This is a genomic window from Roseibium sp. ROS1 (assembly GCF_054658215.1).
This window is the reverse complement of the sequence record NZ_BAAGIG010000002.1, coordinates 1,740,920-1,753,929: the sequence shown is the minus strand read 5'-3', so window position 1 is coordinate 1,753,929 and position 13,010 is coordinate 1,740,920. Positions and strand designations below refer to the sequence as shown.

Annotated in this window: 12 protein-coding genes; 3 read left to right on the top strand and 9 right to left on the bottom strand. The window is 58.3% G+C overall.

Annotated features, from left to right (window positions below):
- Nucleotides 1–5 precede the first annotated feature (5 nt).
- The 3 genes from ACYQ6M_RS16020 to ACYQ6M_RS16010 form a co-directional block, all read right to left on the bottom strand.
- Complete coding sequence (locus ACYQ6M_RS16020; protein ID WP_209171583.1) at nt 6–512, bottom strand: P-loop nucleotide/nucleoside kinase family protein; 507 nt, start codon at nt 510–512, stop codon at nt 6–8.
- Between the two features lie 46 nt (nt 513–558).
- Nucleotides 559–729, bottom strand: a complete 171-nt coding sequence (locus ACYQ6M_RS16015) for a hypothetical protein (RefSeq protein WP_022998263.1) — start codon at nt 727–729, stop codon at nt 559–561.
- A 162-nt stretch (nt 730–891) separates the two neighbouring features.
- Entirely contained in the window at nt 892–2,181 is a 1,290-nt protein-coding gene (locus ACYQ6M_RS16010) for a DUF2778 domain-containing protein (RefSeq protein ID WP_460074611.1), read from the bottom strand.
- A gap of 401 nt (nt 2,182–2,582) precedes the next feature.
- On the opposite strand from ACYQ6M_RS16010, the gene ACYQ6M_RS16005 reads away from it, so the two are divergent.
- Both ACYQ6M_RS16005 and ACYQ6M_RS16000 read left to right on the top strand, forming a co-directional pair.
- Nucleotides 2,583–3,263, top strand: a complete 681-nt coding sequence (locus ACYQ6M_RS16005; protein WP_460074610.1) for an HAD-IA family hydrolase — start codon at nt 2,583–2,585, stop codon at nt 3,261–3,263.
- Nucleotides 3,263–4,036, top strand: a complete 774-nt coding sequence (locus ACYQ6M_RS16000) for an ATP12 family chaperone protein (protein ID WP_460074609.1) — start codon at nt 3,263–3,265, stop codon at nt 4,034–4,036. Before ACYQ6M_RS16005 ends, ACYQ6M_RS16000 begins: the two co-directional genes overlap by 1 nt.
- Before the next feature lie 36 nt (nt 4,037–4,072).
- Here the strand turns inward: ACYQ6M_RS16000 and mgtE are convergent, their stop codons facing one another.
- From mgtE to ACYQ6M_RS15970, 6 genes are all read right to left on the bottom strand, one after another.
- Complete coding sequence (gene mgtE, locus ACYQ6M_RS15995; protein WP_055654698.1) at nt 4,073–5,497, bottom strand: magnesium transporter; 1,425 nt, start codon at nt 5,495–5,497, stop codon at nt 4,073–4,075.
- Nucleotides 5,498–5,574: 77 nt separating this feature from the next.
- Nucleotides 5,575–6,306 (bottom strand): proteasome-type protease, encoded by a 732-nt coding sequence (locus tag ACYQ6M_RS15990; RefSeq protein ID WP_022998268.1) that lies wholly within the window; start codon nt 6,304–6,306, stop codon nt 5,575–5,577.
- Nucleotides 6,307–6,438: 132 nt separating this feature from the next.
- On the bottom strand, nt 6,439–7,257 hold the full coding sequence (locus ACYQ6M_RS15985) for a transglutaminase family protein (protein ID WP_022998269.1): 819 nt from the start codon (nt 7,255–7,257) through the stop codon (nt 6,439–6,441).
- Between the two features lie 28 nt (nt 7,258–7,285).
- Complete coding sequence (locus ACYQ6M_RS15980) at nt 7,286–8,236, bottom strand: alpha-E domain-containing protein (RefSeq protein ID WP_022998270.1); 951 nt, start codon at nt 8,234–8,236, stop codon at nt 7,286–7,288.
- Between the two features lie 9 nt (nt 8,237–8,245).
- Nucleotides 8,246–9,670: a circularly permuted type 2 ATP-grasp protein gene (locus ACYQ6M_RS15975; protein ID WP_031268326.1), complete on the bottom strand. Its 1,425-nt coding sequence runs from the start codon at nt 9,668–9,670 to the stop codon at nt 8,246–8,248.
- 468 nt (nt 9,671–10,138) lie between these two features.
- Nucleotides 10,139–11,089, bottom strand: a complete 951-nt coding sequence (locus ACYQ6M_RS15970; protein ID WP_062488563.1) for an OmpA family protein — start codon at nt 11,087–11,089, stop codon at nt 10,139–10,141.
- Nucleotides 11,090–11,409: 320 nt separating this feature from the next.
- Between ACYQ6M_RS15970 and ACYQ6M_RS15965 the strand changes: the two genes are divergently transcribed.
- A complete protein-coding gene (locus ACYQ6M_RS15965; protein ID WP_055654686.1) occupies nt 11,410–12,942 on the top strand; it encodes an acyl-CoA carboxylase subunit beta in 1,533 nt (510 codons plus the stop codon).
- Nucleotides 12,943–13,010 lie beyond the last annotated feature (68 nt).

Genomic DNA, 13,010 nt, shown 5'->3' with positions numbered 1-13,010 from the left:
GAAGCCTAGCTGCCGGCGGCGGGATAGATCTTCAGATTGAAGCTCTCGTCTTCCGCTGGTGGCTGAAAGTGGCTTGAGATCCGGTCGAACTCTGCCTCGGACACCGAGAATTCGTGCTTGCCGGCGGCATTGCGCTGGCGAAGGCGTTCCTTGCAGACCTCATCCGGCACATCGAGAAAATGAAGCTGATGCTTGCACTCGACCTTGTCGGCAATGGCGCGCATCCATTGCCGGCTTTCTTTCGTGTTGGCATGAAAGTCCAGTACAACGGAAAGACCGCTTTCCAGCAGGGCAGCCACATGCGGCGCTATCGTTTTTCTCAAGAGTGACGAACAGCGGACAAAATCTGCGAGGCTGGACATCTGGTCAGCGTAGAGACCGGATAGCCAGACGTCTTCCCGCAGGAGAATGTTGCCGGGACGCTCGGCAAAGCGATCCGCCAATGTCGACTTGCCGGAAGCAACCTTGCCGCAAAACAGATGCAGAGTTGGAGCGTCGTCAGATCGTAGCATTTGAAGGGAGCTCGCTGTCGGATGTTTGCAAACCTGGTGGACGTAATCAAACGCCCTGAAACAGTGCACCCAGGATCACCGACGCAAAGGTGATGCACACAACGCCCGCCACCAGTTTCCAGGCATCCGAGCGTTTCCTGAGACCAGGCCAGCCAAGCGGTTTGATCACCTGGATCGCGGCAATCATGAACAGCAGCAACAGGATGATCTTGGTCAAGAAAAGCTCCGGGCGGGCAGGGCGCTATACTGCAATGGCAGTTGCCTGATTGAGGCCGTCAGACCAGAACGTGCTGGCGGCCTCAAAACGATGAAACATCCCGCTTTCGACTGAAAACGGGATGTTTAGAAGGCATATCCAATCCGGCAGTTGCCTGCAAGGTCAGGCTCCTGTGCTCCGCTGAAGTTTTGCCATGTAGGTCGGCAGCTTTTCCATCGACGGAACGACGATCAAGGTCTTCACGTGGCCGCGTTTGAATGCGTTCAGGAACTTGTTGTAGTCCTTGAAGGCAACACAGCCATGGGAACCAATGGAGCGGCGCAGCAGACGCGTATGGGTCAGCATGCCGTCACGGCCTTTCATGGCAGCACGGTCCTGCGGCAGCATGCGAATGGCCTCCACGCCATGGAAGCGCCGCTCGCGCATTCTCAAGTTGTAGATGTTGGGCGGCGTCGGGCCGAGCATCTTCACGTGCGAAAACTTCGGATTGTCCATCCGGTGTCCAATGCCGGAATGAGCCTCCAGCTTGGTGCCGTCCGGCATGTGAACGGTTGCGGCGCTGATGTCATAGACGGCGATCTTGCTGCCTGCACCGGGAAGTCCGGGCTTGGCGCTGCCGAACAATTTGCCGAGACCGCCGAACACTCCGTTTTCGTCTTCTTCGGGATTTCCTGGCGTTGCATAGGCCAGAACGGGAGACGCCTGTTCAGGCTTTTCCCTGCCTTCAGGACGGTTTTCTGCAACCACAGGCGCGCTGCGGCGCGGCGGTTCGGGTTTCATGTCCGGGGTTGGCGGCAGAATGGCGCCGGGTTTGGCCGAACTACCCGCAGCCATGGCAATGTTCACGGCCGTCTGTTCAGGTTTTGCAGCAACATTCGTCTCTGCTTCAGCCGTGGTGCCGACGCTTTGTAACGCTGCGACCTCGACATTCGGCGCAGTGCCATCGGCTGCCGGTTCATCGAGCGCGGCAACACTTGTGGTTTCTGAAGCAGCTTGATGGGCCAGAAGTGTCTGGGCGAGTTTCAGCCTTGCGAGCTTGGCGGCAAGGGCCACCTTCGCAGCCTTTTTAGCCTCGGCTTCGAGTGCCGCCGCTTCCGCCTTCAGGGCAGCTTCTGCTTTCGAAGCTATTGCTGCTGCCTGTTCAGCGGCTTTTTCCGCTGCAAGAGCGGCCTCCGCTTCGGCGCTTTGCCGTTTTTTCGTTGTCAGCGCTATCGGGGCCAGACCAAGAGAAGCTGTGGCAGGGGTTGTCTGCGCAAGCGTCAATTTCTCCTGCGGCTCAGTGCCGGCGGCGACAAAATGAGACGGGGCGATCGAGGTTCCAAGATAAGTGGCGGTTCCGGCCAAGCCGGATATCACCAAAGTTGCCCCCGCGAGGATCGTATAAAAAGTCCGGCTGGTCTTCCGGGATTTTGCTTGCCCCTTCAGGCCGACCTTTTGTTTCTTCTGAATCATTCAGACAAAACCACTCTGTTACGCCGGTCTTGTTCGACCGCGCTCCAAATTCGTATCCTTTGGTGACAATCTTGCCCCAAACGTTCATGCCCACCCGCCTGCAGCAGTATCGTCGATCATGGTAACCAAGTTCTTTACGATAAATATGCAAGCGGCCAAGAGACCGGTAATCACTCTAAAGAGGCAATTTTCGGGCGGTTTTTCAAAATTGGCGATATCCAAAGATTGAACGTCAATTTGCCGCAGACTGTGGAAGTCTTTGCCTATTGTTGAATTTACCAATCAATGACGTAGATGTCGGCAAAACTTCCAATCCGGCGCAGTGTCAAATGTGCTCTTGACCCCCGGGGGAAAACCCGGCACATGCGGGCTACTTTCCGTTCGCTTGGCACAGGATGCCCATGTATCTGATCATCTTCGACGTCGACGGCACGCTGGTGGACAGTCAGAAAACCATTTTGCAGGGCCTGCAGGTCGGTTTCGAGGCTGCGGGCCTGCCCATGCCTGACCGGGAAACGGCGCTCTCAATCGTCGGACGGTCGCTTGACGAGGCTTTTCTGGATCTCGTTGGACCTGAACACCAGGACAAGATCCCGGTGATGTCCAACGCCTATAAACAGGCGAAGTGGTCCCGCAGGAGGGAAGGGCTGGATCTCGACCCGCTTTATCCGGGTGCTCGCGAGGCTATCATCCGGTTGAATGCGCGTGACGATGTCCTTCTTGGGATTGCCACCGGCAAAGCGATGCGTGGGGTCACGCACATGCTGGATACCCATGATCTGCATGGACGCTTCGTGACCGTCCAAACCGCTGATACCTCGCCCTCCAAGCCTCATCCGGACATGGTGCTGCGGGCAATGGCGGAGACCGGAGCGGACAGGACACGAACCATCATGATCGGTGATACCGGATTTGACATGGCGATGGCCAAGGCCGCCGGCACACATGCCTTGGGCGTTGCCTGGGGGTATCATGATCATGACCGGCTGAGTGCTGATGGTGCAGACAAGATCATCCAGACCTATACCGAGCTGGATTTGACACTTGGTGAACTTCTGGATTTCGACAAGGAAACAATGTGATGCGCGACTTTCTTGAAACCTTGCAGGAAGATGCGGCCAAGGATCCGGAGCAGCGGGCGCGCGAACTCTCCCGGCGCGAATTGCCTAAGCGTTTCTACAAGGAAGCAGCCCATGTTGCCGTGGACGGCGGTTTCGCGATCCATCTGGACGGAAGGCCCGTCAAGACACCGGGCAAGGCGGCCTTGTTGCTGCCGAGTGAGGCGCTTGCTGCAGCGGTTGCCGCCGAATGGCAGGCACAGCAGAAGGAAATCAATCCGGCCACCATGCCGCTGACCCGGATTTCCAATTCAGCGCTTGATGCAGTCAGCATCCGGTTTGGCGAAGTGGCTGACGATATCACCCGGTTTGCCGGCAATGATGCGCTGTGCTACCGCGCGGACGATCCGCAAAGCCTTATCGACACCCAAAGGCGCTTGTGGGATCCGGTCGTGGACTGGGCAGGCGAGTTGCTCGGCGGCCGTTTCGTGCTGATCGAAGGTGTCATTCACGCTGCCCAGCCGGAACCGCTGCTTGTCGCCTATCGGGCCCGACTTTCCGACCTGACCCCGATGCGCCTCGCAGCGCTCCATACGATCACCAGCCTGACAGGCTCCGCGCTCCTGGGGCTTGGTCTGCTGGAAGACTACCTCGACGCCGATGCCGCCTGGACGGCCGCTCATGTGGAAGAGGACTTCAACATCGAGCGCTGGGGCGAAGACGCGGAAGCTGCTCTCGTCCGGGCCTACAAGCGCAAGGAATTCGACGCGGCGGTTTTGATCCTGCGAGAAGCGTAACAATTTCCCTGCGATGTGGTGTGGAGCGTATTCGCTTCACCCCAAGTAGAACGTCGTTGCCATCAGAAAGAAAATGAGCACGCCGAGGACGTCGTTGGACGAGGTGATGAAGACACCGATGGCCATGGCCGGGTCGATGCCGATCTTGTCCAGAATGATCGGTATGGTAGCGCCGACCATGGCCGCAAGCGTGGTGACGCACAGTAGTGATAGCGATGTGGCCAGGGCAAGGTGCAGCGGGTCTTCCAGCGGCACGATCAGCGAAGCCACGAGCACGAGACAGCCCAGGATCGTGCCGGCGATAGCGCCGTTGAAGAGCGCCGCCACCAGTTCCTTCAGCAGGCGGTAGAAGATATCGCCAGACCACAAGGCTCCGGTCGCAATGCCTTGCACCGCCACAGCGGAGGCCTGCAGGCCTGCGTTTCCGGCCATCGACATGGTGACGGGAATGAAAGCGGCCAGGATGGCGGCTTCCGCCAACTGGTCTTCATAGGAACCGACCACCGTTGCAGCAACGCTGGCCCCCACCAGACCGGCGAGCAGCCAGGGGAGGCGGCCGCGTACTATACGCAGCACCGTGTCATCCGACCTGGCTTCTGAGGAAACGCCGCTCATCAGCAGCATGTCTTCGTTGGCTTCGTCCGAGGCGATGCGTGTCAACTGCTTGGGCGTGATCCGGCCGATCAGGTGGCCTTCTCCGCTGACGACCGGCACGGTGCGCATGTCGCGTTTTCGGGCGAGCCGCAGCACTTCTTCCTGGTCGGTGTCCGTGGACACGGCAATCACGTCGCGGTTCATGAAGCTGGACAAGGGGGCGTCCGCCGGCGCGAGCAGAAGCTTGCCGACTTCCACTGTTCCGGTCAGCTTGCCGTCGGCATCGGTCACATAAACCGTAAAGACCTTGCGAATGCGGCTGGCTTCCGCGCGCATCTGCGCGACGGCTTCGCCGGCGGTGCAGGTTTCGGGAAGGGCGACGAACTTGCGGGCCATCACGCGGCCCGCCGTGTCGTCTGCATAGGAACCGCGCGTTGCGATGTCTTCCACATCCGGCAAGCGCGCGATCAGTTCGTCCGCGACATCGTCCGGAAACTCGTTGAGAATTTCGATGGCGTCTTCCGGATCGAGACCGGCGAGAATATCCCGAAACTGCTCAAGGGTGGATTCTTCCATCAGGATCGAACGGAATTCCGGTCGAAGCTCGGCAATGACCTTGATCGACGGGTTGGCCGGCAACCACTGGAACAATTTGCGGGCCTGTTTCAGGCGCAGCCGCGTCAACAATTGCATGACGTCGACGGGGTCCCAGCGCTTGAGCAGTTCGACCAGCTGCGTGCGCTGACCCGACTTGATCATCTCGCGCACGGCCCTGAGCGCAGCATCATTGATTTCCAGCGGTTCGTTAGCCGGCTCTCTGGTCCATGCGGTTGGATCAAGCTCGGCGACGTCGCTGGAATTGCTCATGGATACTCACTTTCCGGAAGGGTCCGGTCCGCTTCTACTGATCGATTGTGACGTCCGCCTGACAGTTTCCTGCGGGATCAGACCTCAAATTCCTCAATATCGGCAAAGGCCTGCCGCAGCTTGTCGGACCAGCCCCGGGACAGTTTCTGGAAATACGGGTCGTCCTGCTGGATGCGCACCTGGCGGTCGGTGGAAAAGCTGTCGGTGTTGTAGAGCAACATGTCGATGGGCATGCCGACAGACAGGTTCGACCTCAGCGTGCTGTCAAAGGACAGCAGCACCAGCTTGGCCGCTTCACCGAGGCGCATGTCCGCACGCGTGACCCGGTCCAGGATCGGCTTGCCGTATTTGTGCTCGCCGATCTGCAGATAGGGCGTGTCTTCACAGACCTCGATGAAGTTGCCGGCCGCATAGATCTGGAACATGCGCGGTTCCTCACCCTTGATCTGGCCGCCCAGAATGAAGGTGACGAAGAAGTTTTCCGCACTTGTTGCAAGGGCTTCGCCGTCGATCGCCTTGACCTCACGAACCGCACTGCCGACGAGGCGGGCAACCTGGAACATGGTTTTTGCGGTCATCAGGGTCGCCCGGTCGCTTTCCGCGGACGTGATGTGCTCACTCAAAAGCGATACGACGGCCTGGGTGACGGCAAGGTTGCCGGCAGAGAGCAGGGTGATCACCCGCTCGCCTGGCTCCTCCCATACGTGGAGTTTCTTGAAGGTGGCAATGTTGTCGACACCGGCGTTGGTGCGTGTGTCCGCGGCGAACACCAGCCCGCGATCCAGTTTCAAGCCAACGCAATAGGTCATTCCCAAGCCCTCAGACTGCGCCAAGACCCGTTGCTGGATCCCCTGTAGGTCAAGCATCCATCAGGCAGGGCGCAGGTTGCCCTTTAATATCTTTTGCTGGAGTGAGCCTGTTCGGGCGGTTTGAAAGGACACTTACTGCTGTTGCTGGAACGCGGCCTGGGCCACATCGACCTCAACATGCAGGTTTTCCTCAAGCCCGCCAAAACGGATCCCCCTGATAGGGGCAGCTGAACGGGAATCCAGGCCCACCGTCAAGCGGATATAGCGATCGGTCGGACACATTGCGTTGGATATGTCGAATCCGGTCCAGCCAAGACCGTTTATCATCACTTCGGCCCAGGCATGATGGGCTTCCGAAGCCTGTTCGTCTTCCAGTAGCAGATAGCCGGAAACGTATCTTGCCGGAACGCCGATGGAACGTGCGGCGGCGATGAAAATATGCGCGTGATCCTGACAGACGCCTTCTCCGGCGGCCAGCACGGCAGTGGCCGGAGCGTGCGTCTCGGTGACGCCCACCTTGTAGTCGACCTTGTCGCGGATGGCATGCATCAGAGCATGGAAACCGGCAATCTTGTCATGTCCCTCCGCATTGGCCGCCAATCTGCGGATCGCCTGGTTGGATTGCGTAAGCGGAGTGACCCTTGTGTAGATCCGCGGTGGGATGCCGGCATCCGGTTCGTGGCCGAGAATTCCGTTGGTATCCGTCGTCTCGACAATACCGCTGGCGGTGATCTCGACGTCCTCGATCGGCTCGCTGCGCGACACCATGTGAACCTGGTTGCCGAAGGCGTCCTTGTAGGTCGTCGCCCGTTCAATGCCGGGTGCTTCGATTGACCATTCGACAACTCTCTGGCTCGGGCCATCCTCGGGCGTCAGGCGCAACTGCTGCATGGCGTTGGCGAGTGGCGTCTCGTAACGGTATCGGGTCGTGTGTCTGACAGTCAGTCGCATGCTGCACCGGTTCTGCGGGGTTCCAGGGTCAGGCGAAATTGTAGTCTTCGCAAAGCTGATGGGCGAAAAGATTGTTTTTGTTGATGAAATCCGAGAGGAAATCATGCAGTCCCTGCTGATAGATTTCGTGCATCTGCTTTTCAGCCAGGTCTTTTGCCATGTCCGCTGCCATGTCCAGGCTTGGTTCGCGCGAACCATAGAACTGGGCCAGGTCTTCCGCGGTATCGGCCATCCAGTCGTAGCAATGGGCAAGGGACCGGGGCATTTCCGTTCTGAGGATCAGAAACTCGGCAATGTTGAACGCTTTCAGTCGGGCATTCGGATACGCAAACCGGTAGCTTCTCCGCCCGGACAGGGCACGCAGGATCGCGGACCACTGATAGTGCTCCAGAGAGCCGTCATCGATGATGTCGCTGTCCGGCAGCAGGGTCCAGTAGTACGTGTCGAGGATGCGGGCCGTGTTGTCCGACCGTTCCACGAAATTGCCCATCTGGCTGAAGAAATAGCCGTCGTCGCGCAGGATCGTGTTCAGCAGCGCGCCCCGGAACAGGTGCGCCCGCTGATTAACCCAGGCAAGAAAGTCCGGCAGTTTTTCCTGGGTGATGGATTGCGGGTTCACGTCAGTGAACTCGATCCATGTGGTGTTGATGGCTTCCCAGAGTTCAGCCGTGATGCCTGTTCGAACGGCACGGGCGTTGTTCCTGGCAAGTTCCAGGCAGCTGCGGACGCTTGAGGTGTTTTCCTTGGAAAAGATCATGTGGGCCGCCACGTTGCGGCCGTTCAGTTCCTCGTATTTCTGCTTGTACCCGGTCTCGCACCCCGAGCAGGCGAGGGCGAAGGTCCAGTGGGTTCCGTCCTCCTGACCCGAATGGGAGATGATCGCGCCACGACAGGCGACCTCAAGGAGACGGGAAACATTCTGGGCACGTTCGTGGTAGCGCGACATCCAAAACAGCGAAGAGGCGGTTCTTCCGAGCATCTGGTTCTCTCAGTCCTCAAGTACCCAGGTGTCTTTTGTGCCGCCACCCTGGCTGGAGTTGACGACGAGCGAGCCTTTCTTGAGGGCAACCCGTGTCAGGCCACCTGGCGTGATGCGGACCTGATCACCGATCAGCACGTAGGGGCGCAGATCGACGTGGCGCGGGGCGACACCCGAAGCGACGTGCGTCGGGCAGGCCGACAGCGCCAGGGTCGGCTGGGCAATATAGTTGGAAGGGTTGGTTTCCAGGACTTTCCGGAATTCCGCGATTTCACGCTTCGATGCGGTCGGACCGATCAGCATGCCGTAGCCGCCCGAACCGTGGACCTCCTTGACGACAATGTCCTCAAGATTATCCAGTACATAGGCGAGGTCATCCGGCCGTGAGCAGTTCCACGTCGGAACGTTGTTCAGGATCGGTTTCTGGCCCGTGTAGAACTCGATGATGTCCGGGACATAGGCATAGATCGCCTTGTCGTCGGCAATACCCGTTCCCGGCGCATTGCAGATGGTGACGTTGCCGGCGCGATAGGCATCGAAGAGGCCCGGCACTCCGAGCATGCTGCCCGGATTGAAGGTCAGTGGATCGAGGAAGGCATCGTCGATACGCCGGTAGATGACGTCGACCTGCTTCGGTTCGCGCGTTGTGCGCATATAGACATGTCCGGCATCAACGAACAGATCCCGGCCTTCCACCAGTTCCACGCCCATGGAATCAGCCAGGAAAGCGTGTTCGAAATAGGCGGAGTTATAGATGCCCGGGGTCAGGACAACGATCGTCTGCGAAGACTTCGAGGGATCCGGTGCAACGCTTTCCAGCGTCTGCAGGAGGTTCTCGGGATATTGCTCCACGGCGGCGACGCGGTGACTCTGAAAGAGCTCGGGGAAGAGACGCATCATCGTCTCCCGGTTCTCCATCATGTAGGAGACACCTGAAGGCGTGCGCGTGTTGTCTTCCAGCACGTAGAATTCGTTTTCCGACACGCGGACCAGATCGGTTCCGATGATGTGGGCATAGACCTTGCGGGCAGGGGTGAACCCGGCCATTTCAGGCAGGAATGCCTCGTTCTGCAGCACGAGCTCCGCCGGGATCCTGCCTGCGCGCAGGATTTCCTGGCGATGGTAGATGTCGTGCAGGAAGGCGTTCAGAGCCCGCACACGCTGGTCGATGCCGGCAGACAGGCGCCGCCACTCCGGAGCCGAGATGATGCGCGGGATGGGATCAAACGGGATCAGCCGTTCGGTAGCTTCTTCCGCTCCATAAACCGCGAAGGTGATGCCAAGTCTGCGGAAAATGGTTTCAGCGTCGCGGCCCTTCTTGGTCAGAAAGTTGGCTGGTTTGTCTTCCAGCCATTTGGCGAGCCGGGCGTATGGCTGGCGCGGCTTGTTGGCCTCGTCGAGCATTTCATTGAAGAAAGTGCGTTCGTCCGCCATTGCCTCCCCTTTGCCGATGCTTCGTTCTTGGGCAATCATGGCAAAATTCTGAAAGGTGTCAAAGTTCAATGTCGCGGCGACAGTGCCTGCAAATTAGGCAACGAGCTGAAATTCATCGAAAAATCCTGAGGTTCCCTCAGGTTGAATATATTTTTTTCGACCACTGAAAAAGGATTTGAAGGCGGTGTTTTTCGCCGCTTGCGCGTGCAAACTTCGCCAAAATGACGGGCTCAAATGAACGTTACGGCATCCCTGCTGCCTGGCTTCACCGGGAAAGACGAGGGGACGGATCGGGGGCGTCTGCTGCCCGTCAAAACCTGCCAGACCGGAGTGGTAACATCTGCTTGTTCGGTCAGGCAGAAGTTGTGTTCAATCCAATATGCACAGTCGATGGGCAGGTCGGGCAGCATGATCGAAATCTGATTTGCTGCCCGATGCGTGTGCGGATAGGTGGCCGGAGACAGGGTGCTAGCGCATGAGTGTCCTGCCGACCGAGATCACCGAGACGTCGCCGTATTTGCGCCCGGTCCAAACGTGGAGGCCTGCACCGACGCCAAGCATCGGAATTGTGTAGAGACCTTTCTTGACGAACCCCTTGTTCTTGGTGAGTTCGATCGCGGCATGGCTCAGTTCCTCGTATTTCTCCATCGTATTGACGATCTTGCCGATGCCCTTGATGCCCTTGAGGACGTCCCCCAGCTTTCCGGCAATCGCCAGATCGAGGTCCCAATCAGACCATTCGCCCTTCTTGTTGAACTCGCTGGGCGTCTTGACACCATGTGCCACGATGACAATGCCGCCGACACTGCCTCCCAGGCCGCCGCCGATTTTCCAGCCGTCCGCCATAAGGTCAACGTAATCGACATAGCCGTTGTCATCGGCGCTGGCCCGGTAAAGGCGTCCATTCCAGTTGTACCGCCCGACAGCAACTAGGTCGCCTGAATGGCTTTCGCCGATACCGACCCACAAGGTGGAAGCCGCCTTTGGTTTGGGCTTCATCTTCTTGGGCGTTTTGATGACCTTCGGATTGGGCGGTGTCGGCAGGGAATGCACGTAAATCATCACGGCACGGAACTGTCCGTCTTCAACGCCGTCTTCCTGACCCATTTCTTCAGCCAGGGATTCGCCAAGACCGTCGACCAGATCGAACGGGAAGCTGGACAGAAGGCATTCTTCCAGAAATGATTTAACGGCATTTGCCCGCTTCATCGACAGGGCCTTGTTGAAGGCTGCCTTGCCGCTACGGCTGGAAAGTCCGACGATACTGATGCTGCCGTTGCCCTTCAGCAGCGGTACGACGTTTCTGCGAAGCCAGTTCTTGTGATCTTCCTTGAGGTTCGCCTGGCTGACGTCGAAATATTGCAGGCGCGCGAGCGTGATGACACCGTCACGGTGATCAACAACATAATTTCCTGACATTAATGTACTCCGTTAAGAATGGGTCCTGGACCTGAAATGAGATTTCTCGAGTTTGAAAATCGTGCTTCAAAAAAGGGCACGTATTGAAGTGATCCTGGTCTGTCCCGGCGCGCGGAAACGTTAGGGCAGGTTTGGGATCGGGCAAAGCTTGGCCATAAAGGCTTTTGCCTGACATTCGTCAAGCGCTTCGTCCGGCTTCTGTGGGCGTTTGTCAGGGAAGGTTCATGGGGCGTAGTTTCCCCATAAGCCCATGTGCTGACTAGGCTCTGTCGGGGGATCATGCTACGGCGTGATCCAAGCTCAAGTTTTGGGAGGACCGGATGAAAGAAGTTCTGGCCGAATTGGAACAACGCCGCGAAACCGCGCGGCTGGGCGGCGGGCAACGCCGCATCGATGCGCAGCATGCCAAGGGCAAACTGACTGCGCGTGAACGTATTGAAATTCTTCTGGACGAGGGGTCCTTTGAAGAATTCGACATGTTCAAACAGCACCGCTGTACCGATTTCGGCATGGAAGAGCAGCATATCCCCGGCGACGGCGTGATCACCGGCTGGGGAACGGTCAACGGTCGGACCGTTTACGTGTTCTCCAAGGATTTCACGGTCTTCGGCGGGTCTCTTTCCGAAACGCATGCGGAAAAGATCACCAAGCTTCAGGACATGGCCTTGCAGAACCGGGCACCGATTATCGGCCTGTTCGACGCAGGTGGCGCCCGCATTCAGGAAGGCGTAGCGGCCCTTGGCGGTTACGGCGAAGTGTTTCAGCGCAACGTTCTGGCATCCGGTGTCATTCCGCAGATTTCGCTCATCATGGGTCCTTGCGCAGGCGGCGACGTCTATTCCCCGGCCATGACGGACTTCATCTTCATGGTGCGTGACACGTCGTACATGTTCGTTACCGGACCGGACGTGGTGAAGACCGTGACGAACGAGACGGTGACGGCCGAGGAACTGGGCGGCGCGTCGATCCACACCACCAAGTCTTCGATTGCGGACGGTGCCTTCGACAACGACGTCGAAGCCCTGCAGGAAATGCGCCGGCTGATCGACTATCTGCCGATGAACAATCGTGCGGACCTGCCGGAGTTGACGAACTACGACGACCCGGAGCGGATCGACACCAGCCTCGACACGCTCATTCCGGACAACCCGAACAAGCCCTACGACATGAAGGAACTCGTTCTGAAGACAGTCGACGAGGGAGACTTCTTCGAAATTCAGGGCAGTTTCGCGGGTAACATCATTACCGGTTTCGGACGTATCGAGGGTCGCACTGTCGGCATCGTTGCCAACCAACCGATGGTTCTGGCCGGCGTGCTGGATTCCGACGCCAGCCGCAAGGCTGCAAGGTTTGTCCGCTTCTGTGACTGTTTCAGCATTCCGATCGTAACCTTCGTCGATGTTCCAGGCTTCCTGCCCGGCACGTCGCAGGAATATGGCGGCCTGATCAAACACGGCGCCAAGTTGCTGTTTGCCTACGCGGAAGCTACGGTGCCGAAGATCACCGTCATCACCCGCAAGGCCTACGGCGGTGCTTATGACGTGATGAGCTCCAAGCACATCCGCGGCGACATCAACTACGCCTGGCCGTCTGCTGAAATCGCGGTGATGGGCGCAAAAGGGGCGGTCGAAATCCTCTACAGGTCCGAACTCGGCGACAAGGAGAAGATCGCCAAGCGGACGAAGGATTACGAAGACCGTTTCGCCAACCCGTTCGTCGCTGCCGAGCGCGGCTACATAGACGATGTCATTCGTCCGCATTCCACCCGCCGGCGTGTGTCCAAGGCTTTGGCCCTGCTCAGGTCCAAGCAGGCAGATATGCCGTGGAAAAAGCACGACAATATTCCGCTCTAGCAAGAAGAGCCGATTTGCATTCATTCGCTCGGTTCCGGAAGACGATAGCTGGTCCGCAGCAGTGACAC